22 protein-coding genes are annotated in these 24,081 nt (G+C 41.8%); 13 read left to right on the forward strand and 9 right to left on the reverse strand.

The window, feature by feature from the left end; genetic code table 11:
* Window positions 1-168: 168 nt before the first annotated feature.
* The 4 genes from RIN70_RS05225 to RIN70_RS05240 form a co-directional block, all read right to left on the reverse strand.
* A complete protein-coding gene (locus RIN70_RS05225; protein ID WP_195623671.1) occupies window positions 169-1,884 on the reverse strand; it encodes a phospho-sugar mutase in 1,716 nt (571 codons plus the stop codon).
* 150 nt (window positions 1,885-2,034) lie between these two features.
* Window positions 2,035-2,595: an ECF transporter S component gene (locus RIN70_RS05230; RefSeq protein WP_024056113.1), complete on the reverse strand. Its 561-nt coding sequence runs from the start codon at window positions 2,593-2,595 to the stop codon at window positions 2,035-2,037.
* Complete coding sequence (gene coaC / locus RIN70_RS05235) at window positions 2,592-3,131, reverse strand: phosphopantothenoylcysteine decarboxylase (protein ID WP_024056114.1); 540 nt, start codon at window positions 3,129-3,131, stop codon at window positions 2,592-2,594. Before coaC ends, RIN70_RS05230 begins: the two co-directional genes overlap by 4 nt.
* 10 nt (window positions 3,132-3,141) lie before the next feature.
* On the reverse strand, window positions 3,142-3,819 hold the full coding sequence (locus tag RIN70_RS05240) for a phosphopantothenate--cysteine ligase (protein WP_195623672.1): 678 nt from the start codon (window positions 3,817-3,819) through the stop codon (window positions 3,142-3,144).
* A gap of 175 nt (window positions 3,820-3,994) precedes the next feature.
* Between RIN70_RS05240 and RIN70_RS05245 the strand changes: the two genes are divergently transcribed.
* Window positions 3,995-5,665 (forward strand): formate--tetrahydrofolate ligase, encoded by a 1,671-nt coding sequence (locus RIN70_RS05245; protein ID WP_049471710.1) that lies wholly within the window; start codon window positions 3,995-3,997, stop codon window positions 5,663-5,665.
* Window positions 5,666-5,733: 68 nt separating this feature from the next.
* Here RIN70_RS05245 and RIN70_RS05250 read toward each other — a convergent pair whose 3' ends face one another.
* Window positions 5,734-7,077 carry an MATE family efflux transporter gene (locus RIN70_RS05250; protein WP_045759411.1) on the reverse strand — a complete coding sequence of 448 codons (1,344 nt, stop codon included), beginning with the start codon at window positions 7,075-7,077 and terminating at the stop codon, window positions 5,734-5,736.
* A gap of 96 nt (window positions 7,078-7,173) precedes the next feature.
* Between RIN70_RS05250 and RIN70_RS05255 the strand changes: the two genes are divergently transcribed.
* Window positions 7,174-7,728 carry a GNAT family N-acetyltransferase gene (locus RIN70_RS05255; RefSeq protein WP_049485606.1) on the forward strand — a complete coding sequence of 185 codons (555 nt, stop codon included), beginning with the start codon at window positions 7,174-7,176 and terminating at the stop codon, window positions 7,726-7,728.
* 185 nt (window positions 7,729-7,913) lie between these two features.
* Here RIN70_RS05255 and RIN70_RS05260 read toward each other — a convergent pair whose 3' ends face one another.
* Window positions 7,914-8,942 carry a YdcF family protein gene (locus tag RIN70_RS05260; protein WP_195623207.1) on the reverse strand — a complete coding sequence of 343 codons (1,029 nt, stop codon included), beginning with the start codon at window positions 8,940-8,942 and terminating at the stop codon, window positions 7,914-7,916.
* Between the two features lie 135 nt (window positions 8,943-9,077).
* On the opposite strand from RIN70_RS05260, the gene brnQ reads away from it, so the two are divergent.
* The 3 genes from brnQ (at window position 9,078) to RIN70_RS05275 (ending at window position 11,840) form a co-directional block, all read left to right on the forward strand.
* The gene (gene brnQ, locus RIN70_RS05265; protein WP_313790754.1) at window positions 9,078-10,394 is read left to right on the forward strand and encodes a branched-chain amino acid transport system II carrier protein; all 1,317 of its coding nucleotides are present in this window, start codon (window positions 9,078-9,080) and stop codon (window positions 10,392-10,394) included.
* Window positions 10,395-10,548: 154 nt separating this feature from the next.
* Window positions 10,549-11,256: a thiol-disulfide oxidoreductase-associated membrane protein CcdA2 gene (ccdA2, locus tag RIN70_RS05270; RefSeq protein ID WP_313790755.1), complete on the forward strand. Its 708-nt coding sequence runs from the start codon at window positions 10,549-10,551 to the stop codon at window positions 11,254-11,256.
* Window positions 11,257-11,279: 23 nt separating this feature from the next.
* Entirely contained in the window at window positions 11,280-11,840 is a 561-nt protein-coding gene (locus RIN70_RS05275; RefSeq protein WP_272143797.1) for a TlpA family protein disulfide reductase, read from the forward strand.
* A 36-nt stretch (window positions 11,841-11,876) separates the two neighbouring features.
* On the opposite strand, the gene RIN70_RS05280 is transcribed toward RIN70_RS05275, so the two are convergent.
* The 3 genes from RIN70_RS05280 to RIN70_RS05290 are packed head-to-tail and all read right to left on the reverse strand — an operon-like array spanning window position 11,877 to window position 14,694.
* Window positions 11,877-13,121 (reverse strand): NAD(P)H-dependent oxidoreductase, encoded by a 1,245-nt coding sequence (locus RIN70_RS05280; protein ID WP_049507732.1) that lies wholly within the window; start codon window positions 13,119-13,121, stop codon window positions 11,877-11,879.
* An 18-nt stretch (window positions 13,122-13,139) separates the two neighbouring features.
* Window positions 13,140-13,745: an NADPH-dependent FMN reductase gene (locus RIN70_RS05285; RefSeq protein ID WP_021153165.1), complete on the reverse strand. Its 606-nt coding sequence runs from the start codon at window positions 13,743-13,745 to the stop codon at window positions 13,140-13,142.
* Window positions 13,746-13,770: 25 nt separating this feature from the next.
* The gene (locus RIN70_RS05290; protein ID WP_313790756.1) at window positions 13,771-14,694 is read right to left on the reverse strand and encodes an FAD:protein FMN transferase; all 924 of its coding nucleotides are present in this window, start codon (window positions 14,692-14,694) and stop codon (window positions 13,771-13,773) included.
* Between the two features lie 224 nt (window positions 14,695-14,918).
* Between RIN70_RS05290 and nox the strand changes: the two genes are divergently transcribed.
* The 8 genes from nox to RIN70_RS05330 all read left to right on the forward strand — a co-directional run bounded on the left by nox (window position 14,919) and on the right by RIN70_RS05330 (window position 24,048).
* On the forward strand, window positions 14,919-16,295 hold the full coding sequence (nox, locus tag RIN70_RS05295; RefSeq protein ID WP_003001563.1) for a H2O-forming NADH oxidase: 1,377 nt from the start codon (window positions 14,919-14,921) through the stop codon (window positions 16,293-16,295).
* Between the two features lie 118 nt (window positions 16,296-16,413).
* Window positions 16,414-17,958, forward strand: coding sequence for a ClC family H(+)/Cl(-) exchange transporter (locus RIN70_RS05300; protein WP_049490870.1), 1,545 nt, complete (start codon window positions 16,414-16,416; stop codon window positions 17,956-17,958).
* Window positions 17,959-18,067: 109 nt separating this feature from the next.
* Window positions 18,068-18,940 (forward strand): iron uptake system protein EfeO, encoded by an 873-nt coding sequence (gene efeO, locus RIN70_RS05305; protein ID WP_061455553.1) that lies wholly within the window; start codon window positions 18,068-18,070, stop codon window positions 18,938-18,940.
* 5 nt (window positions 18,941-18,945) lie between these two features.
* Window positions 18,946-20,151 carry an iron uptake transporter deferrochelatase/peroxidase subunit gene (gene efeB, locus RIN70_RS05310; RefSeq protein ID WP_013903545.1) on the forward strand — a complete coding sequence of 402 codons (1,206 nt, stop codon included), beginning with the start codon at window positions 18,946-18,948 and terminating at the stop codon, window positions 20,149-20,151.
* Complete coding sequence (locus RIN70_RS05315; RefSeq protein ID WP_313790757.1) at window positions 20,129-21,814, forward strand: FTR1 family iron permease; 1,686 nt, start codon at window positions 20,129-20,131, stop codon at window positions 21,812-21,814. Before efeB ends, RIN70_RS05315 begins: the two co-directional genes overlap by 23 nt.
* Window positions 21,801-22,520 (forward strand): twin-arginine translocase subunit TatC, encoded by a 720-nt coding sequence (gene tatC, locus RIN70_RS05320; RefSeq protein ID WP_049490866.1) that lies wholly within the window; start codon window positions 21,801-21,803, stop codon window positions 22,518-22,520. The genes RIN70_RS05315 and tatC overlap by 14 nt, the downstream gene beginning before the upstream one ends.
* Window positions 22,520-22,717, forward strand: coding sequence for a Sec-independent protein translocase subunit TatA/TatB (locus tag RIN70_RS05325; protein WP_023918087.1), 198 nt, complete (start codon window positions 22,520-22,522; stop codon window positions 22,715-22,717). Before tatC ends, RIN70_RS05325 begins: the two co-directional genes overlap by 1 nt.
* 713 nt (window positions 22,718-23,430) lie before the next feature.
* Window positions 23,431-24,048 carry an SAP domain-containing protein gene (locus RIN70_RS05330; protein ID WP_049490865.1) on the forward strand — a complete coding sequence of 206 codons (618 nt, stop codon included), beginning with the start codon at window positions 23,431-23,433 and terminating at the stop codon, window positions 24,046-24,048.
* Window positions 24,049-24,081 lie beyond the last annotated feature (33 nt).

A 24,081-nucleotide genomic window follows, 5' to 3' on the forward strand; every position in this document is an offset into this window, starting at 1 on the left:
GAAATCGGTAATTCGTTAGAATTCGATTTCGTCGTCCCACCTCCGCACAGTTGAGTAGGGCTGTAAAAGCTGATGAAATCAGCGTAGTAGAGCCCACTCAACCACTGCGTCTTGCTCAACAATCCAAAAATAATTGAGAGGCTAGGACTTTTGTCCCAGCCTCGTGTTTTAACCTACAAAAGCATTGATTTCTGCTTCGATATTGGCAATTTTTTCTTTAGCATCTACTTCAGATTCACCAACTGTAGCGATGTAGAATTTGATTTTTGGTTCTGTACCTGAAGGACGAACGGCAAACCAGGAATCATCAGCTAAGATGTATTTAAGCACGTTACTTGGAGGAGTTGTCAATTTTTCAACGCCGTCAGCAGTAGTAGCTGTTTGTTCCAAGAAGTCTTCTGTCTTAGCAATGTCTGTCTTGTTGAATTGTTTAGGAGCATTGCCACGGAATTTATCCATGATTTTCTTGATTTCAGCAGCTCCGTCCACACCTGAAAGGGTAACAGAGATTGTTTTTTCTGCGAAGTAGCCGTATTGTTTGTAGATTTCTTCGATACCATCTGCCAAAGTCATACCACGTGAGCGGTAGTAAGCTGCGATTTCAGCAACGATAAGAACGGCTTGGATAGCATCTTTGTCACGTACGAATGGTTTGATGAGGTAACCGAAGCTTTCTTCGAAACCAAGCATGTAAGTGTGGTTGTGTTGTGTTTCAAATTCATGAATTTTTTCACCAATAAATTTGAAACCAGTCAAGACGTTAAACATAGTTGCGCCGTAGCTTTCTGCAATCTTAGTCACCAACTCAGTTGATACGATTGATTTACAGAGGGCAGCATTGGCAGGAAGGGTACCAGCTGTTTTGTGAGCTTCAAGAATGTATTTAGCAATGATCGCTCCGATTTGGTTACCAGAAAGGTTGAGGTAAGAACCATCTGGTTGGCGGATTTCAACACCAAGGCGGTCAGCATCTGGGTCAGTTGCAACCAATACATCAGCGTCTACTTTGCGGCCAAGTTCTTCAGCAAGAGCAAAGGCAGCTTGGTTTTCAGGGTTTGGAGATTTAACAGTTGAGAAGTCAGCATCTGGAACGGCTTGAGCCTCAACAACTTGAACAGCTTCAAATCCAGCTTGGGCAAGAGCACGACGAGCCAACATTTCACCAGTACCATGAAGTGGTGTGTAGACAATCTTCATGTCGCGACCGTATTCATTGATCAAGTCTTGGTTGATGTTAACGCCTTTCACTTCTTTCAAGTATTCAGCGTCGACATTTTCACCGATAACTTCAATCAAGCCACTAGCTTTGCTTTCTTCAAGGTCAGCCAATTGTACAGTGAAAGGATTTTCGATAGCACGGATGTAATCTGTCAAAGCATCGGCATCTGCAGGTGGCATTTGTCCACCGTCTTCACCATATACCTTATATCCATTAAACGGAGCAGGGTTGTGGCTAGCGGTTACCATAATCCCAGCAAATGTGTGGAGATGACGAACAGCAAATGACAATTCAGGTGTTGGACGTAGGCTTTCAAATACATAAGATTTGATTCCGTGTGCAGCCAAAACTTGAGCAGATTCAAAAGCAAACTCAGGAGAGAAGTGACGGCTGTCGTAGGCGATCGCAACACCGCGTTTCTTCGCTTCCTCACCTTTTGAGTCGATTAATTGGGCCAACCCTTCAGTTGCTTGGCGAACAACATAGATATTAATACGGTTGGTACCAGCACCGATTAATCCACGCATACCAGCTGTACCGAATTCAAGGTTGGTATAGAAGGCATCTTCTTTTGTTTTTTCATCCATTGCGACCAACTCATCACGAAGGTAAGCTGGTAATTCAGCAAAGTCGAGCCATTTTTGGTAGTTTTCTTGATAGGTCATGCAAGCGTCTCCTTTTTGCTTATAATTTAATCGCTTACATTATAGCAAATTTTTTCTGAAAATTCTAGCGATAAATGTAAATCTTTTCAAAAAAATAGAGCTAATTCACCATCAAATAAAGCCAAGATAAATTGGTCTTGGCTTGAAAGGTTATTTTAATTTTTCAAGAGATGGAACGACGGCACTGGTAATGAGGACTGTAGCAATGACTTCGATGAGAGAGTTGGTAGATATAATCAAGGCTAGGAAATGTTGAATTCCACCACCGAAGCTATTTCCAAAGAAGAAATAAATCCCACTTAGAACGAAAACAGTATTGGTCATAGAGCCGACAATTCCAGCGATCATAAGTCCTGTACGATTGCGAATCCAGCGATAGACGAAGTAAGGGGTTACCCCAATGAGAATCCGAGGGACTATGGCAATGATAAGGGAGTAGAGATTCCCGTGAGGGACAAAGGGACTAAAGAGATAGCTGGCTGGTGTTATAACCAGGGTATTCATGGTGAGGCTAAAGAGTCCCATGAGGAGTCCTAGAATTGCTCCAGTTCGAGGTCCGTAGATAATAGAAGCGATCACGACAGGAATATGAACCAAGGTTGGTTGAATTCCTGATGGGACAAATTGCAAAATGAAGGACGTCACAAAGTGAATGGTGATCATCACGGCAAAAAAGATGGCAATTCGTGAAATAGAGGCTGATTTTCTCATAAACAATTCTCCTTAACAGCTTGGATGATAGTGTCGACAGTGGCTAGAGCTCCAGAACCTTGATCTCCACAAGCGAGAGTAGCCTCTCGAGGTTGGATGATCTGGTAACCATAGTCTTGTAAGAGTTTTAGATTTCGTTGGGTAGCAGGATGATCTAGCATTTTTGTATTCATAGCAGGGGCCAGTAATTTTTTAGTCCTTTGAGGCAAGGCTAGAGCTGTGCTTGTGACCATATTATCTGCAAGTCCCATGGCCAATTTAGCAATGGTGTTGGCACTGGCCGGCGCTACAAGAAAGAGGTCAGTTTCTTTCCCAATGTCGATGTGCTCGATCCGCTGTGGATCGTCTTCCACCATAACCTCTAGGCCTACTGGATTTTTTGAAAGAACTTGCAAGGTTAAAGGGGTGATAAATTTTTGGGCTGAAGGAGTCATGAGGACCTTCACTTCAAATCCCAATTTGGTTAGTTGGCTGGTAATATCAGCAGCCTTATAGGCGGAAATACTACCGGTAACCGCTAAAGTAATGTGTGTCATATGTACCTTTTTATTTGATATAACGTAGGATAGCCTCTGCGATTTCTGTTTTCGTAGAAGCTTCTAAAACGTGATCATCTGTTACTAGATAGGCTTGATGCTGACCGTTCTGAATCTTGGTCAGATCATTGGCAACGATCATGCTGGCATGATTTTTAACCAGGCTTTCACGCGCTACCTGGATCAACTCTTCAGAAGAAACGTCGACTAAAAGCTTAAAGCCGATCAGTTGAATGGCAGGGTTCCATTCTTTAACGAGCGAGATAATCTTCGGATTTTTCTTTAAGAAGAGCACCTGATATTCTTCTTTCGAAGAGATTTTGGTTTCGTGATTTTCGCGATGGATAAAGGTATGAAGGTCTTGAGCTTTCTCAACTTCCTCAAGGCTTGTCATGTAAACAGGTGTGTAGTCTGAAACAGCCATAGCGTGAATCAAAACCTGATGTTGAGGGACTTCCGTTTTCATTTGTGTGAGAAGTTCTTCGACATTCTGGATCAATAGAAGTCGAAGCTGTGGGTGAGGATCAGGTTTAAGAGCGGTAGGCGTTGTGATCAAGGTCACCTGATGTCCCTTAGCAAGAGCCATTTCTGTAAGGATTTTCCCTAGGCTCCCGGTGGAATGATTGGTGATCGAACGAACACTATCAATGGCTTCGCTCGTCCCACCTGATGTAATTAAAATATGCATATGCTTATTTTACACAAAAAAGATACGTAAGTAAAGTTCTGAAGCTATTAGGATTAACTATGTATAGCCATAAAATTTAGATAAAAAACGAACGTTCGATTCAAAAGGTGGAAAAACCATGTTATTTTCGCGAATTTTAGGTATAATAGATCTATCAAATATAAAGGAGTCCCTTATGAAAACAGATATCGAAATTGCTCAAAGCATTGAACTCCAACCGATTGTGGACGTTGTTAAGAAAATTGGTTTGGTTGACGATGATCTTGAATTGTATGGAAAATACAAGGCAAAATTGAGCTTTGATAAGATTCGTGAAGTTGAGAAAAATCCAGTAGGAAAACTTATCTTAGTCACTGCGATCAACCCAACTCCAGCTGGAGAAGGGAAATCAACCATCACCATTGGTCTAGCAGATGCTTTGAATAAAATCGGTAAAAAAACCATGATTGCCATTCGCGAACCTTCTTTAGGTCCAGTTATGGGGATTAAAGGTGGTGCTGCTGGTGGTGGCTATGCCCAAGTTCTACCAATGGAAGACATCAACCTTCATTTCACAGGGGATATGCATGCGATCACAACGGCTAATAATGCCCTCTCAGCATTGATTGATAATCATTTGCATCAAGGAAATGAGCTAGGAATTGACCAACGTCGGATTATCTGGAAACGGGTAGTGGACTTGAATGACCGCGCTCTTCGTCATGTTTCTGTTGGCCTTGGCGGTCCTTTAAATGGGATTCCGCGTGAAGACGGTTTTGATATTACCGTTGCTTCTGAGATCATGGCCATCCTTTGCTTGGCGACAGATATTGAAGATTTGAAACGTCGTTTGGCCAACATTGTTATTGGTTACCGCTATGATCGTAGTCCAGTTTATGTCCGTGATTTAGAAGTAGAAGGGGCTCTTGCCTTGATCCTCAAAGATGCGATTAAGCCAAACTTGGTTCAAACCATCTATGGTACACCTGCCTTTGTTCACGGTGGTCCATTTGCCAATATCGCCCATGGATGTAACTCTGTGTTAGCAACGACGACAGCTCTTCATTTAGCCGACTATACGATTACAGAAGCTGGTTTTGGGGCTGACCTCGGTGCTGAAAAATTCCTCGATATTAAAACTCCAAACTTGCCTACATCACCAGATGCGGTTGTGATCGTAGCGACTCTCCGTGCTCTTAAGATGAACGGTGGAGTGACCAAGGATGCTTTGACTGAAGAAAATGTAGAGGCTGTTCGTGCTGGTTTTGCCAACTTGAAACGTCACGTTGAAAATATCCGTAAGTTTGGCATTCCTGCAGTGGTTGCTATCAATGAATTTATCACAGATACAGAAGCAGAAATTGCTGCTTTGAAAGAATTGTGTGCTGAAATTGATGTACCAGTTGAGCTTGCGAGCGTATGGGCGAATGGTGCTGACGGTGGAGTTGAACTTGCTGAAACCTTGGTTAAAACCATCGAAACAAGTCCAGCTAACTACACACGCTTGTATGATAACAACCTTTCTGTTGAAGAAAAAATTGAAAAGATTGTTACAGAGATTTACCGCGGTACGAAGGTGAATTTTGAGAAGAAAGCTAAGACACAAATTGCCCAAATCGTGAAAAATGGTTGGGATAAGTTGCCAATCTGTATGGCCAAAACACAATATAGCTTCTCTGATAATCCAAATGCCTTGGGAGCTCCTGAAAACTTTGAAATCACTATCCGTGAAGTGGTTCCAAAAATGGGAGCAGGCTTTATTGTCGCTTTGACTGGGGATGTCATGACCATGCCTGGTTTACCAAAACGTCCAGCTGCTTTGAATATGGATGTGGCTGCTGATGGAACAGCCATCGGTTTGTTCTAATAGCTAGATATCTAAAAACAACTTCTGTTCAAATGAGCAGAAGTTGTTTTGGTCTTGTTAATCAATCATTATTCAGTAAGGAGTTGGTACCTGATTTTTCGATAGATTATGATGAGCTGTAGGGTCATGGGAATCCAGATAAGTGGTTCGCAGAGAATGACCCCCATGTAGCCGGTGTGAGGAATAATCCACAGAACGAAGAAAATTTTTCCAAACAATTCAATAAAACTGGATGTGAGTGGGGTTAATTTTTTACCCATTCCCTGTAGGGCATTTCTCAGGATGATGAGACTCGCCAAAATAGGATAAAAGCAAGAGCTGATCTGGAGATAAAGACTGGCATTTGCAATGAGATCAGGATTTGTCGAGCCGGAAATAAAGCTGGTTAAAGACGGACTTGTGAAGAATAGAAGAGCAGCAACCAAGACAGACCAAACCCAAGAAAGAAGGTTGGCAATGGTAACGCCTTTTTTGATCCGCTGGAATTGCTCTGCGCCAAAATTCTGCGAGATAAAGGTTGTGATACTTGAGGCGATAGCTGTAATCGGTAAAACGGCAAAGGACATGATACGACGGGCTGCGACCTGTGCACTGATAATGGTTGTTCCAAGCTGATTAATAGCGGATTGGAGGATAACCGTTCCAATCGAAACGATGGAAGTCATGAGGCCCATGGCAAGGCCCTGACTTAGCAGATCCTGATAAAGCTCCTTGTCCCAAACAAAATCCTTGCGATGCGGGAGCAGAAAAGGGACCTTCTTACGAATATAGAGAAGACAAAGAAGGGCCGAAATACCCTGGGCAATAATGGTCGCAATTCCAGCGGATTGGACTCCGAGATGGAGTTGGGTAATAAAATAAAGATCGAGAAGAATATTGAGAATAGCGGCGATAATCAAGAAATAGAGTGCCGCTAGGCTATCGCCAACCGCTCGAAGAAGTCCGGCACAAAGATTATAGGCAAAGGTCACAGCCACACCATTAACAATGGTAGCGATATAGAGATAAGACTGAGACACAATTGCTGATGGGGTCCCTAAAAATTGGAGCAGGGGAAAAAGTCCGACAGCTCCAATGAAGATCACGAAGAGACTGAGAATGCAACCAATAATAGCAGTTGCGGCGACTGATTTTCGTAATTGGTCTTCGTTTTTGGCTCCATAATTTCTCGCGATAATAATCCCCATCCCATTTCCAACACCGACAGCAAATCCAACGATCAAATCAAATATGGCAGAGGTTGCTCCAACGGCGGCCAAAGATTTTTGACCTAAAAAACGCCCTACAATCATGACATCCGAGGTATTGTAGAGTTGTTGAAAGATATTGGACAAAAGAATAGGAAAGGCAAAACTCAAAAGAGCGGGTAAAATAGGACCATCTATGAGGTCCACACGCTGAATTCTTTTCATAGTGTCATTATACCAACTTCAGGAACCAGCGACAAGCGTCGATAGTTGAAGGCCCTTACATTTTTTGGTATAATCAGGGCAGAAAAGGAGGCTTTTATGAGCTTAACCAGTCAATTAATCACGGAAACGTTCCCAGATCTGGACAAGGTCGAGAGGCTGAATATCGAGGCATTTCCAGAAGAAGAGCGAGTTCCTTTGTCGGAATACCTGCGTTATACGGACAATGACGATGCTAATTTTTTTGCTTTTTATAACGAAGAAGAATTTGTAGGCTTTGCTTTTTCTATCTATAATCAGAAAGTTTTTTATGTTAGCTTCTTTGCCATTATGCCCCACCTACGTAGCCATGGTTATGGTCAAGAAATCATTGAAAAATTGGTAGAATTTTACCAAAGAACCATGATTCTTGAAGTGGAACGTTTAGATGAAGAATGTGACAATCTAGAGCAACGTCAGTCTCGGATGGATTTCTATAAGCGAAATGGATTTAAAACTGCCAATGCCTTTTTAGAATACGAAGGACTGAGCTTTGAAATTCTCTATCGGGGTGATCGCTTTGATGAAGAGGCTTATCGCGATATTTTCCACAAACTGCAGGAAGAAAATTATTTCGATTTCCGCATTAAATATAGACGCTTTAGTGACCACTAGACAAGAAGGAGGCTGGGACAAAAGTCCTAGCCTCTCAATTATTTTTGGATTGTCGAGCAAGACGCAGTGGTTGAGTGGGCTCTACTACGCTGATTTCATCAGCTTTTACAGCCCTACTCAACTGTGCGGAGGTGGGACGACGAAATCGAATTCTAACGAATTACCGATTTCTGTCCCACTCTCTTTTAGTTTAGATATTTAATGAAGAACTCAATCAGTTTCATGATTTGTGTAAAGAACCAAGGCAGAAATAGAAAAGCTAGGAAGGTAACATGCCATTTCCAATAAAGTGAAACCAAGCCAACGGTTTCTCGAATCCAAGCGGATGAGAGATAGTAAAAAGCTGTTCTTGAACCGATACTTCGACCAGGTATTTTCAATCGTCTCATAAAGACACCTGCACGGAGCGCGTGGAAAGAATTGGTCACCACAAGGACTCTCTTGCCAAGCCCCTGTTCTTCAAGGATACGCTTGCTAAAGGTCAGGTTTTCAAAAGTAGTACGAGAGCGATTCTCGATGAGAATGGCGTCTTCAGGAACCCCGTGTTCCATCAAGTATATAGCCATAGCTACTGCCTCAGCGATCAGTTCATCTGACCCTTGGCCACCAGAAACAATCAGCTTTGGTCGTTCCTTGAACTGCTCATAAATGGCCTTTCCCTTCTCAAGACGCTGGGCCAAGAGTGGGGGAACCTTGTCTCCGATCAAACCTGAGCCAAGGATGATGATGGCGTCTGGCTCTTTGCGAACCGGAAAGAGATTGCAAAAGGTCCCATAGGATACATAAGAGAGGTAGAGAAAGGTCATGTAAAACAGGGCAAAGTCAGTCAGATAAATGAGGATGTCATTTCCTGGGAAATAGGGTAGAAAATGAAGTGCCAAAGCTCCGATAATAAACAGCCCATAGAGAAGCGAGAGGAGGTTGGCCAGTCTTTTTCCTTCAAAAGCCATCATTTGACGGCCGTTAAAAAGGAGAAAGATAGATGAGAAAATAATGCTGAGAAAAACGAAGATGGAAATCACAACAAAGACAATAATTGCAATTTGTTGATTAAACCATAGCTCAGTTCGAACGACTAGGAGAAATGCAGAAATCAGTAGAAGAAGTCCTAGGTTTATCGAAAAGAGATAAGCATTGAAAAGTCTTCTGCGATCACTCATAAAGAACAATAAAAAAATAAGAGCTGGAAATAACCAGAATAGATATAGATACATGTTTTGCACCTCGTAAAATCTTACATCCATTGTACCATAATGACTGATAGAAATAGCGGATTGTTCATGCAAATAAGTTGCATTCTTCAAATGAATTTGATAAAGTTAAGATTATCGTTTTTTTAAGGAGATCGTATGTTACGAAAAGGTTCCCTGACAGGTTTATTACTGTTTGGTATTTTTTTTGGTGCTGGAAACCTGATTTTCCCACCGGCTCTTGGTGCTTTATCGGGTAATCAATTTTGGCCAGCTATTGCTGGGTTTGTCCTTTCAGGTGTGGGAATTGCCATTGTGACCTTGATTATCGGGACGCTTAATCCCAAAGGATATATTCATGAGATTTCTCGTAAGATTTCACCTGTTTTCGCGATTGTATACTTAGTTGCGCTTTATCTTTCGATTGGTCCTTTCTTTGCTATTCCAAGAACGGCGACGGTATCTTTCGAAGTGGGGATAGCCCCCTTATTAGGTGGAATGAATGCCAGTTTAGCACTTTTCATTTTTACCCTGGTCTACTTTTTGCTTGCCTTTCTGATTGCTTTGAATCCATCTAAGATTCTAGATCGAATCGGTCGTATTTTGACCCCGATCTTTGCGATTCTCATTTTGATCTTGGTCGTTCTTGGGGCTCTAAAATACAGTGGACATGCTCCAATGGTGGCTACAAAAGCCTATCAGGCTTCTGCCTTTGGGCAAGGATTTTTAGAGGGCTACAACACCTTGGATGCCTTGGCATCTGTTGCCTTTAGTGTGATCGCAGTGACTACCTTGAATCAACTTGGATTTTCAAGTAAGAAAGAATATATCAAGACCATTTGGTTGGTTGGGATTGTCGTAGCCCTTGGTTTTAGTGTGCTGTATATCGGTTTAGGATATCTGGGGAATCATTTTCCAATTCCAGCTTCTGTTATGGCATCTGATACCAATAAAGGGGTGTATGTATTATCAGAAGCGACAAAAGCGATCTTTGGTCCGACTGCTCAGATTTTCCTAGCAGGAATGGTGACGGTAACTTGCTTTACCACAACCGCTGGTTTAATCGTCTCTACCAGTGAATTCTTCCATAGTACCTTCCCTAAGGTTTCTTACAAGGTCTATGCAAGTGCCTTCACTTTGATTGGTTTTGCGATTGCCAACCTTGGCTTGAATGCCATTATTGCTTTCTCATTGCCGGTCTTGATGATTCTTTACCCAATCACCATTACCATTGTATTGATTGTGATAGTGAATAAATTTGTGGCTCTTTCAAAACCAGGAATGCAACTGACTATTTTCTTGGCCAGCTTGGTCTCTCTTGCAAGTGTTCTGGCAAGTACCTTTAAAATTTCACTAGTAGAAAAGGGGATTGCTTTACTTCCATTTGCGGCTCAATCTCTTCCATGGTTAGTGCCAGTAGTCATCGGGATTCTTTTATCGCTCGTATTACCAAATAAACAAACGGCAGAAGAATAAGTTATATTAAAAACTCTAAAGGTTTGTGCTTTAGGGTTTTTCTTTTGAAACTAGTATCTAAATTCAAACTTTAGTAAAAAAACGTAGCAGAAATTTTTATTTTTTGTCAGTCAATGTTATACTGAATGTAGCATATCAATATACGGAGTGAACTATGAATCCAATCGTTTTTTCATTGACAGTTTTTCTTGCGGGTATTCTGTCTTTCTTTTCTCCCTGTGTCTTTCCTTTGCTTCCGGTTTATATTGGAATCTTACTAGGAAGTGATCAGGAAAAGGCTATCCAATTGTTCGGGAAAAAAATTCGCTGGCATGGCTTGCTGAAAACCCTTTGTTTTATTGCAGGTATTTCTGTTATTTTCCTCCTCATTGGTTTTGGAGCGGGCTTGCTTGGAAAGATCATGTACACCAATTGGTTCCGTTATCTGATGGGAGCCCTCATCATTATCCTTGGTCTTCATCAAATGGAAGTCTTTCATTTTCATTTCCTTGAAAAGCAAAAATCAGTAGATTTTGGAGCCAACAAACAGAAGAATGAATTGTTTTCAGCTTTTCTCCTTGGTCTTGGCTTTAGTTTTGGTTGGACGCCTTGTATTGGTCCAGTATTAGGATCAGTTCTTGCTTTAGCAGCATCAGATGGGCAAGATGTTCTTATGGGAGCTATTTATCTCCTTGTTTATACCTTGGGAATGGCCCTTCCGTTTTTACTGTTGGCCTTAGCATCTAGTCTGGTCCTACCTTACTTTAATCGTCTCAAACCCCATTTGTTATTGCTGAAGAAAATCGGCGGAGCTATCATTATTCTGATGGGAATTCTCTTACTTTTGGGACAATTGAACAGTTTGTCATCTATCTTTTCATAAATATATCGGAGGTTTAACGCATGATGAAAGGTATTAAATACGCTTGTTTCTCAGTTCTTTCTTTAGCTTTGCTGTCAGCTTGTTCCATGAATCAATCCAGTGAGAGTAGTATGGACAATCAGCCAACAATGAATACAACAACGAATAAGAATGCTTTGGTAGGAAAAGACGCTAGTGACTTTGAACTAAAGGATATGAAGGGGAATACGGTTAAACTTTCAGACTACAAAGGGAAGAAGGTTTATTTGAAATTTTGGGCAACCTGGTGTGGCCCTTGCCGACAAAGTATGCCTGAACTAGAGAAATTGGTCAAGGATACGGATAGAGACTTTGAAATTCTGACCATTATGGCACCAGGACTCCAAGGTGAAAAAACAGAAGAAGAATTCGTTAAATGGTTTGATCAACAAGATTATAAATCCGTACCGGTCTTGTACAATCCAGACGGTTCTGCATTTGCAGATTATCAGGTTCGCTCTATTCCTACAGAAGTCTTTATAGACAGTCATGGGAAAATTGGACATGTCCAATTAGGGGCTATTTCAAACAAAGAGGCTAAGAAGATCATCAAGGAGTTACAATAAAAAAATGAAGCTTCGTGCTTCATTTTTTTTAGTTTCTTAGTTGCTTGCACCAGAAGTGGCATCGGCATCTCCGTGGCCTCCGTCACCATGTCCTCCAGCATCAGAAGCACCAGAAGTTGCATCTGCACTACCGTGTCCACCAGCAGGAGCAAATGGACCGCTTCCGCCAACTAGACGTTGACCGGTTGTTTGTAGGTACCAGTCTAACCATGGTTTGAAGTTGAAGACAATCTCGTTAATACCAGCGTAAGAACCATCTTCATAGTACATAGCTTGGTAGTTGTGAGTATTGATCACGCCTTCTGGAGATCCTGGAACAATAGTCCGAACATAGTCTTGGTTACCGTTACGAAGGGTACCAATCACCCATTCCACGTTTTTCATACGTGCTGGTGGAAGAGAGCCATGAACGGTTGACATCCGGCTTCCTGATTGAGGTGGCACGCGTTTAGCAAACATGGTATCTGGATCCTGATGGGCATTGTTGTAGTAGAGGAATTGGTTGTTATCATCGGCATAAGTCAATTCAAATGGCATAGCCTTCAAGAACATATCAATTTGGTTAACGGTTAGGATACCGTGGTCGAGTTTGACATAGGTATCGCCAGAAACGGCACCGGTGATTTCAGCTACTTTTTCTACCCAATCTGGATCGTCAGGATCGACTTCAGTAACAGTTGTAGCGATTGGATGATTACAATCCAAGTCTTCTGGTTCAATTGGTTTTGGTTTTTTCAATTTCGATACAACCTCAACGTATTTCATAAAATTATCCAAGCAGGTTTCAAGGAATTTGACGGTTCCCTCGTTGATGATATTGCCGTTTTCGTCAAAAGCTTCTTTTGCTTTTCCAAGAAGGAATTCATTTCCTGGAAGGGTATAAGCATTGACACCTGGGGCATCGAGGATCTTACGGAGGTGAACTTGTGCACGTGAAGTCCCTTGATCATAGTAAGAAGCACCGACGATCATAACCGGTTTGTTTTCAAATGGATGCACCTCGAAAGATAGCCATTCAAGAACAGACTTGAGAGCAGCAGAGATCGTATGGTTGTGCTCTGGAGTGGCAATGATAACACCATCTGCACGAGTGATTTTGTTATATAAAAGACGCAATTGGAAACTTTCGTCCCATTTTTCATCTTGGTTAAACATTGGAACTTCGTCGATTTCAAGAACTTCCAATTCAAATTTGATTTTAAATTGGCGGCGAATGAATTCCAAAAGTTTACGGTTATATGATTGATCGTAGTTCGATCCTACAAGTCCAACAAATTTCATTCTTTTCTGTCTCCTATCTTACAAGTTTTCCCAGTCAAATTCTTCAGCATCTTTTCGAAGCAATTCTTGGGCGTTGCGCAATTTGTCTGTGATTTTTACAAACACACGGAAATCATCAAAGATGGCATCTAATTTTTGAATGACATCTAAATCCACCAAGTCTCCATTTTGATCAAAGGCTTGCAATGAATGAGAGAGCAAGAATTCATCTGGCAAAACAGTCGCTTTAATTTCTGGAGCATTTAAGATTTGGCGAAGTTGGAGTTGGGCGCGTGAAGATCCCAACGTACCGTATGATGCCCCAGTAATCATGACCGGTTTGTTCAACAATGGGAAGACTCCATATGAGAGCCAAGCGAGTGCACTCATCAAGACTGCTGGAATAGAGTGGTCGTATTCTGGAGTTCCAATAATGACCCCATCAGCTTCTTCAATTTTTGCAACAATATCCAAGACAGCTTCAGGCACTTGTTTGTCGGCTGGTTTGTTAAAGACAGGGATATCTTTAATTTCGACCAATTCGATCTCAGCCTTATCAGCAAAATGTTTTTGCATGTATTGAAGCAGTTGACGGTTTGTAGAACGTTTGGAGTTAGTCCCCACAATCGCAATAAGTTTTATCATGGAATATTCCTTTCTGATAGGAGAATTATAAATAAGATTGAAGCCCACTTGTATAGGCGATCTTGCCTGATTGAGAAACCAATAAGGTATCTATACCAGGAAGTGATTCAACAGTGTTGAGGATAGAAGTAGGAGATTCCCCGAACAAGCGGGTAGTCCATATCTCCCCGTCTACGGATCGATCAGATATGATGGTGATACTGGCTAAGTCTGTCTCGACCGGATAGCCCGTCGCGCTATCAAAAATGTGGTGAAACGACTGGCCGTCCACTTCTAAATGACGCTCGTAGATGCCAGAGGTGACAATAGATTTATCCTTGACAGAGAGGACCAGTAGGTGCTGACCCCTTTTTTCGACTGGATTTTGAATGCCAATCCGCCAAGGCTGTTGTTTGATAGGGTGTTGACCGACAGTGAGGATATTTCCTCCAAGATCGATCAAGGCATCTGTTACTCCCTGACTCTTTAAAAAGGTTGCAATACAGTCCGCACTATAGCCCTTAGCCAAGGCTCCCAAATCAATCTTCATTCCAGGACGTGTCAGAAAGACCGTATGGTTTTCTGGGTCGAGCTGAATTTGGTGAGGATCGATCTTGGCCAGAGCTTGATCAATTTCCCCTTGCTGGGGACGTCTAGCATCTGAAAATCCAATTCGCCAGGTCTGTACAAGAGGACCAATGGCGATGTTTAAATGGCTGTTCTGAGCTTGACTATGCAAGGTTCCTAATGCAATCAGTTCAAAAAGATCTGGATGTACTTGGACAGGAGCAATACCAGCTTGGTGATTGACCTCCATGAGTTCAGAACTTGCATCATTAGCACTGAAGCGATGTTCGTAGGAGCGAAGAAGTTCAAAGCAGCGGGCTAAGAGTTCATTCGCTTGTGGGTGACAGATCGAAACAGTGATGGTCGTTCCCATCAAACGTTCGGATCGACTACTTAGGTCCACTAAAAATCTATCCTTTCCTATTTTCACTTACTTACAGTATATCAAAAAGATATCGTTTTCACAATCCTTTCGAGCATATTGTTTGACATTTTTTGAAACATGTGAAGTGTGATTTTCTGGAAAATTGAAAAAAAGATCACAAATTCTGAGCAAAATAATTGTAACCGATATCATTTTTATGATATACTCAAGAAGTAAATTAAATTAAAGGTAGGATTTATTCTATGAGTAAAATCGTTGTTGTAGGGGCTAACCATGCCGGAACAGCTTGTATTAACACTATGTTAGATAATTTCGGAAATGAAAATGAAATTGTAGTTTTTGACCAAAACTCAAACATTTCATTCCTTGGATGTGGAATGGCACTTTGGATCGGTGAACAAATCGATGGTCCTGAAGGTCTTTTCTACTCTGACAAAGAAAAATTGGAAGCAAAAGGTGCAAAAGTCTACATGAACTCTCCTGTTCTTTCAATTGACTATGACAACAAAGTGGTGACTGCAGAAGTTGATGGAAAAGAACACAAAGAATCTTACGAAAAATTGATCTTTGCGACTGGATCAACACCAATCATTCCTCCAATTAAAGGAGTTGAAATCGTACCTGGTAACCGCGAATTCAAAGCAACACTTGAAAATCTTCAATTCGTTAAATTGTACCAAAATGCTGAAGAAGTCATCGAAAAATTGAAAGACAACAGCAAACACTTGAACCGTATCGCCGTAGTTGGTGGTGGTTACATCGGTGTTGAACTTGCTGAAGCTTTCGAACGTCTTGGTAAAGATGTTGTCTTGGTGGATATCGTGGACACTGTCTTGAATGGTTACTACGACAAAGACTTCACTGACATCATGGCGAAAAACTTGGAAGACCACAACATCCGTTTGGCACTTGGACAAACAGTTCAAGCGGTTGAAGGAGATGGTAAGGTGGAACGCCTTGTAACCGATAAAGAAACCTTCGATGTAGATATGGTTATCTTGGCTGTTGGTTTCCGTCCTAATACAGCTCTTGCTGATGGTAAGATCGAACTCTTCCGCAACGGTGCTTTCCTTGTTGATAAGAAACAAGAAACTTCACTTCCAGGTGTCTACGCAGTTGGTGACTGTGCGACTATCTTCGATAACGCTCGTAACGAAATGAGCTACATCGCTCTTGCATCTAATGCGGTTCGTTCAGGTATTGTCGGTGCCTACAATGCAACTGGTCATGAATTAGAAGGAATCGGTGTTCAAGGTTCTAACGGTATCTCTATCTACGGCCTTCACATGGTTTCAACTGGTTTGACTCTTGAAAAAGCGAAAGCTGCAGGCTTCAATGCCACTGAAACTGGCTTTAACGACCTTCAAAAACCTGAATTTATCAAACACGATAACTATGAGGTTGGTATCAAGATCGTCTACGATAAAGACACTCGTCAAATCCTTGGAGCTCAAATGGTATCACGTGATAGCGCTATCTCAATGGCTATCCACATGTTCTCACTTGCGATTCAAGAACACGTGACGATTGATAAGTTGGCTTTGACGGACTTGTTCTTCTTGCCACACTTCAACAAACCTTACAACTACATCACAATGGCAGCTTTAACTGCTGAATAATGAATAACTGAAAAACAAAGCTAGCGTTGCTAGTTTTGTTTTTTTCTGTCTTTCCATGTATTCAGAGGCAGTGAAATAAGGTATAATGAATAGGATAAGAGTTTGAAGGAGTTAGGGAATGTCTGCTAAAGAAGAAGCCTTAAAAAAGGAATTTCATTTTGCCTCTAGTTCGATTGTGGCCCATATTGTCAGAGGTGTTCTGGTTGGGATCGTTGTGGGCTGCATCGTCTCAAGTTTTCGTTTTTTGATCGAACATATTTTTCATTTTGTTCAAGGCGTTTACAAGGAGATGTCTGGTCAACCACTTTATTTGCTGGCGATGCTGTTGGGGTATGGGGTGATCGTACTGATTGCTGGTCGCCTCATTCGCACCAATCGGGATATCAAGGGATCAGGAATTCCGCAAGTCGAAGCGGAACTCAAGGGCCTCTTGGCGGTGAGCTGGTGGGATACCTTGTGGAAGAAGTATATTCTAGGTGTCTTGGCCATCGGAAGTGGTTTGATGCTTGGTCGTGAAGGTCCTAGTATTCAATTAGGAGCAATGGGTGGAAAAGGAGTGGCCCATCATTTGAAGGTCAGTCCGGTTGAGGAGCGATCTTTGATTGCAAGTGGGGCTGCTGCTGGTCTTGCCGCTGCCTTTAATGCACCTATAGCGGGGCTTTTATTTGTGGTTGAAGAGGTCTACCATCATTTTTCACGTTTCTTTTGGATTTCGACCTTGGCTGCTAGTTTAACTGCTAATTTTATTTCACTCAATGTCTTTGGTCAAACACCAGTGCTTCATATGCCACAAAATATTCCGCCACTCCATCTGTCTCAGTACTGGATTTATCTTTTTCTTGGAGTCTTTTTAGGGGCAGCAGGTTATGTCTACGAAATAGTGGTGCTCAATATCGGTCGCCTGTATCGTTTGCTAGAGAAGATTTTCCATGTTCCTTCTCATTATTCTTCCTTATTTGCCTTTGTCTTGATTCTTCCAATCGGCTATTTCCTTCCCCAAATTCTTGGTGGTGGGAATCAATTGGTCTTGGATTTGGCTCGAGTACCGTATCCAGTGCTGACCATCCTTCTCTATTTTGCAATCCGTTTCATCTGGAGTATGTTGAGCTATGGTAGTGGCTTGCCAGGTGGCATCTTCCTGCCCATATTAGCATTAGGATCTCTTTTAGGAGTCATCGTTGGAACCTTCCTCCAAAACATTGGCTTTATCTCTCAAAACCAGCTACCTCTTTTCATTATTTTAGGCATGAGTGGGTATTTTGGGGCTATTTCAAAAGCGCCATTAACGGCTATGATCTTGGTAACAGAGATGGTCGGTGATATTCGCAGTTTAATGCCCCTAGGCATGGTGACCTTGCTAGCTTATATGATCATGGATCTCTTCCATGGAGCGCCAGTCTATGAAGCCATGCTCGAGCAATTGTTGCCGGATAAGGCGCAAGAAGAAGGAGAGTTGACTTTAATTGAGATCCCTGTATCAGAAAAGATCGCAGGAAAGCAAGTCCATGAACTGCACCTCCCTCAAGATATCTTGATCACCACGCAAATGCGAAGTGGTAAGAGCTATACGGTCAATGGTGCAACCCGCTTGTATCTAGGTGATAGTATCTTTGTGGTGGTTAAAGAATCTGAAATCGGACAGGTCAAAGATATTCTTTTGTAAAAGACTGATTCTCAGAAAAGTTTTTCTATTATTAAATTTTCAGACAATTATTGAAAAATGAGAAAATATCTGGTAAAATAAGGGAAGAACAAATGAGGAGAAGTCTTTCATGAAAAAATATAGTCTACTCTTATTGAGTGTTGCTCTTTTAGCAGGGTGTGCGAATTCTACTAGCAAACAGTCGAGTCAAAAGACGCAAACCAGCTCAACGGTGCAGTTGTCAAAGGCTGACCAGAAGACCTTGGACAATGCAACAGCTGAATACAAAGACTTTGTCGAAATGCAAATCGACCAATTGCTCAAGGATACAGAAGGTTTCCGAGATACCCTAAAAGCTGGGAATTTGGAAGAAGCTAAAAAACAATATCCCTTGATCCGCATGGCCTATGAACGCTCAGAACCGATTGCTGAAACCTTTGGGGAGTCTGATGTGAAGATTGACTATCGTTTGGTGGACTATGTGGATGAAAATAAATCAGAAGAAGGCTGGTCTGGCTTCCACCGGATTGAACGCATCCTTTGGGAAAACAATACCACAGATGGCACTGACAAATATGCAGACCAACTGGTAAACGATATCAAGGAGTTGAAAGCTAAGATCGCAACCGTTGATGTGACTCCTGATGTGATGCTAACTGGGGCTGTTGATCTGCTCAATGAAGTGGCAACGCAAAAGATCACGGGTGAAGAAGAAGTCTTCTCTCATACAGATCTGTACGACTTCCGTGCCAATATTGAAGGAGCTGAAAAGATTTTCTCACTCTTTAAACCTTTGATTGAGAAAAAAGATGCCAAGTTGGTTAAAACCTTGGAAGCAGAATTCAAAAATGTCAATGATTTATTGGACAAACACATGACTGATGAAACAAATTACAAGTCATACACAGATTTGACCAAGGAAGATACCAAGGAATTGGCTGAAGCGGTGACCAAACTTGGTGAACCTTTGTCTCAAATGGGTGTGATTTTAGATGGGAAATAAGAAAAATGGCTGACGAAAAATTTTTAGATAAAAAAATGGACCGTCGTGAATTTCTTAAAAAAGCAGGTATTGGAGGGGCTGGTCTAGCACTGGGCCTTTCTGGTGCATCTGCTTTTTTCGCTAATCAAGACAGTTCTAGTAAAAAAGCTTATGATGGGGATGAAGACATCTCCTTTTATGGCAAGCATCAAGCCGGGATTACGACGGCCATGCAGAAGGCTTGCTACTTGGTGGTGCTGGATCTTCACACGACGGACAAAAAAGAAGTTATCCAGCTTTTTAAAGACTGGACCGACTATAGTAGTAAATTAGTCGAAGGAGAATTGGTCAAAAAAGATGGTTCCAATGCCCTCTTGCCACCAACAGATACAGGTGAAACAGTGGGACTCAACCCCTATCGCTTGAGCCTGACGTTTGGGGTTTCAGCTTCCTTTCTAAAGAAACTGGGCTTGGAGTCCAAACGTCCCAAGCTCTTTCGTGATTTGCCTCCATTTCCAAAGGAGCAGTTGCAGGACAAATACACTGGTGGCGATATCGTCATTCAGGCCTGTGCCGACGATGAGCAAGTGGCCTTTCATGCGGTCCGAAATCTTATCCGCAAAGGTCGCAATACCATCACCATGAAGTGGAGCAAGTCCGGTTTTGCGGCTATTGGCGACCGAAAAGAAACACCGCGTAACCTCTTTGGCTTTAAAGATGGTACAGCAAATGTCACGACGGAGAAGGACTTTGATAAGGTCGTCTGGACTGACAGCAAGGACTGGATGAAGGGTGGTTCCTATATGGCTCTTCGCCTAGTCCAAATGCACTTGGAAACTTGGGACCGGACCAATTTGCAGGAACAGGAAAATACCTTTGGTCGCTACAAGGAGTCCGGTGCTCCCTTTGGTAAAACCAACGAATTTGATGAAGTAGATTTATCTAAACTACCAGTTGATTCACATGTCCGTTTGGCCAAAGAAGTCGATCGACCGATTTTACGGCGGTCATATTCCTATTCGGATGGCATCAATGAACAGACTGGGCAATTTGATGCCGGCTTGATCTTTATCGCCTTTCAAAAGGATCCGAACAGCTTTGTCAAAATCCAAACCAACTTGGGTGCAGTGGACAAAATGAATGAGTACATCACCCATATCGGAAGTGGACTCTTTGCTTGCTTTGCAGGCGTTGAGAAAGGAGGGTATCTTGGTCAAGCACTCTTTGAATAAATTCTTGATCTTATTAGGTCTTCTTGCCTTGTTCTGGACTCATCCAGTAGCTGCGGAATCTTATAGCGATCTCTTTATCAAGATCACAGATGCAACAACCGCTGTAGAAAATAAGAATCAGGATAAGGCCAAGGCATTAATCGCTGAGATTCAGGCTGATTTTGAATCCAAAGACCACCATGATTCCAAGGCAGGGAAAAAAGTTAGCCAAGCCCTGGCTATAAAAGGGGAGGTAACCAAAAACGATCTTACAAAGATCTCATCTGCCTTGCTCGCTTTTGAAAAAGTGCAAAATCCGGTCGATTTAGAGGCGGAAAAAGATAAACTTGTCAGTCGCCTCGCTCCTTATTTTAAGAACCTACAAGATGCCATTACAGCTAAGGATCTGGATAAAACGCGTCAAACCTATGCAGATCTCAATAATACCTGGACGCGAAACGAAGCGGTAGTAAGAGATCACAGCACAGCCTACTATGGCAAAATCGAGACGGCCATTTCGCTCTTACGCAGTAGTATTGAAACAGAGCCTACCGATTTTACCAACATCCAGTCCTCTTATGATGACCTCAAAAATGGGATTGATGCCTTTGTAAAAGGCGAAGCCATTAGCAGTGCCAGTACGGATTTGACGCTGAACGATGGGATCAAGCTTTTGGAGAAGGCGCAAAGCCAATTCCAATCCGGCGACGATAAATCTGCTGCAGCGACTATGAAGCAGTTCATCACGATCTGGCCAACTATCGAAGGGGATGTCAGCACGACCAATACCAGTCTCTATACGCGCGTAGAGAGTGAATCCCCGGTTATAATGGTCAAGGGGAAAGAAAAAGCCTATCAAGAGAAATTACAAGCCTTGATCAGGGACCTTTCTGCGATCGATACGACAGCTTCTTACAATGCTTTTGATGCCATGTTGATTCTTCTGCGTGAAGGAGTAGAAGCCCTTCTGATCGTTATGGCGCTTGTGACGACCCTTAAGGCTGCTAAGATGAGGAAAGGCCTCAAATGGGTCTACGGTGGAGCTATTGCTGGTGTTCTTGCCAGTGCAGCGATCGCTCTTGTTTTGCAAGTAGCATTTCCAGCCGTTTCTTCGGGGACTAACCGGGAAATCATTGAAGGTGGCGTTGGGATTTTCGCTGTGGTCATGATGATCCTCATCGGAATTTGGCTCCACAGCAACTCTTCAGTCAAACAGTGGAATGCCTTTATGGACCGTCAAATGAAGACAGTGACGGCTACTGGAAGCTTTGTCTCGATGTTTGCTCTCAGTTTCTTAGCAGTCTTTCGTGAAGGGGCTGAGACCATTCTCTTTTATGTCGGGATCATTCCGCGGATTACAACTGCGAATTTCTTACTGGGAATCGGGCTTGCTATAGCCGTTCTCATCATCATTGCAGTGGCCATGACCAAGGCTAGTCAAGCTATCCAACCTCATCGAATCTTTTTCATTCTGACATGGTTGATTTACGCCTTGGCTTTCAAGATGCTCGGTGTCAGCATTCACGCCCTGCAGTTGACCAATATCCTACCAAGCCATTTGGTCAATGGACTTCCAACTATCGATTGGGCGGGCATCTATCCAAGCTGGGAAGTTCTTCTTCCCCAACTAATCTTTGTGGCTTTGATCGCCCTTATCACGGTGAGACAACATGGCAAAGAGTAGAGCAGATGAAATGACCATTGTTGAACATTTGGTCGAATTTCGAAAACGATTGATTGCAGTGGTCTTATGTTATATTATCGTCTTTCTGCTGGCTTTTGTATTTGGTGGAGAACTCTACCAAGCCTTGACGGCTAGCCTCCATCAAAAACTGCTGGTACTGGGACCGAATGATATCCTCTGGATCTATGTATCGCTGGCTAATCTCACAGCTTTTAGCCTGACCTTGCCCTTTATTGTCTACCAGATTTGGCAATTTGTAAGGCCGGCTTTGAAGGAGAAGGAGGCGCGTGCAGTCTTTGCCTACATTCCAGCTAGCTTTATTTGCTTTGTACTGGGGCTTGCATTTGGTTATTTCTTTGTCAGCCCAGCTATTTTAGAGGTCTTGATGCGCTTGGGAGAAGGGCTGTTTGATACCCAATTGACGGCACAAAATTATTTAACCTTCTTATGGCACACCACCTTGCCTTTAGGGGTCTTGTTCGAGTTACCAGTTTTGGTCGCTTTTCTGACCTCGATTGGGCTCTTGACACCACAGTTTTTAATAACCTACCGACGTTACGCTTACTTTGTCCTGCTGGTCTTGGCCGTCGTGCTAACCCCTGCAGACTTTATCAGTGACTTGGCCATGACACTCCCTTTGATCCTCTTATTTGAAGTCAGTGTCGCCATCAGTAAAGTCATCTATTCAAGAAAAAGGAGAAACTAATGGGAATTTTACGTGATATTGGAGCACCAGGTTTGATCATCATCATCCTGGGCGCCCTCTTGATTTTTGGACCAAAACGCCTGCCTGAGTTGGGCCAGTCTATCGGCAAAATGTTTGCTGAATTTAAGACAGCTGTCAATAAAGGCAGTGAAGAAGCAGATCAAGACGCCAAAGAAGCTAAAGAAGAAAAAGAATAATCAGACAATTTTCAAAATTCTATTGAGTTCGATTGCATAAAAAGGTATAATAAGACAAGTACTTGCAATCGACGAAGGAGGAAACCATGATTATTACGATTTTGTCACTCATTTTCTATTTTAGCTATATCGGATTCTTATGCTGGTTGGTCGTAAAAATTGTCGAAAAATTGTTCAATTTCTTGTTGAACCGTTAATGAAGAAACAATCCATTTCACCCCGAGTGAGTGGATTTTTTGTGTCCAATTCAGTTAGAAAGATTCAAACAAAGAGGTTTTAACGGTCTCAGATTGAAGATAAAGTCATATAAAAAACTTTCCTTAAGTGAGTACGGACGTCAGCGAACTTATTAGAAGTTCCATGACTAAATCAAAATACAAAGGGCGTCTGCGGATAAAGTCAAAAGAGGAAATTAGAAAGCAAGTGAAACAACACAACAAAACCATCGTTTTACTGACTGTTTTGTTTATTGCTATGCTTTCCATTTAAATGTTTTTATATCTTTCAAATTCTAGTATTTCTTGTTACTAGTGATGGACTATATCGTTTGTTTTTCTTATTTATTTTATAAGAATGTTAAGCTTAATAGAAATACAGTAATTACAAGATTGTAATATATTCTGTTATAGCTTTATGTGGCATGGGTATAAATTGATATGACTTTTATTATCTATGGTATAATGAGATAAATTTGGAGTTGTAGAGGCGAGCATTTGGAAGAACATAGACCTGATTTTAGAGATATAAAATCATTTGAAGAATTTAACAGATACTACTGGTATCGAGAAGAGCTTTCACAAATTTGTAAGTACCTTGGATTAGAATACAGATGTACAAAAAAAGAATTAAATCATATTATAGAACAATATTTTAGGGAAAATAGAGTAGAAAAAGTTTTGAGGAAAAGAAACAAAAATCAAACCGAAATAATAACCCTAAATACATCATTACTTGAATGTGGGTTTTCCTTTAATCAGAAATTTCGTGATTATTTTTCAGCTGTAACAGGTGTTAATCCGTTTAAGTTTAATGCTGATATGGCAACTGCTTGGAGAAAAGTAAAACGGGACAACAACATAAATTTTACAATCCAAGATATGATTAAAATATACTATGGAGAGTCAGACTACGCCAAGTATGATAATTCAGCTTGCCAATGGAATCAATTTCTAAAAGACTTTTGTGCCGATGAATTTAGCAATCATTACTCCAACAAGTTAAAAGTTGCGGCTATCCTTTGGAATGAAGTTAGAGATTCAAAAAATAAAAAAATTTATTCACGGGGACTTCTAAAAGAATATAGCTACAAAATAGAGGAGTACTGTAAGTAAACAACTTCAAGTTTGTCGAACGGAATATAAAGT

This window comes from Streptococcus parasanguinis (assembly GCF_032163505.1).
Taxonomy (GTDB): domain Bacteria; phylum Bacillota; class Bacilli; order Lactobacillales; family Streptococcaceae; genus Streptococcus; species Streptococcus parasanguinis_V.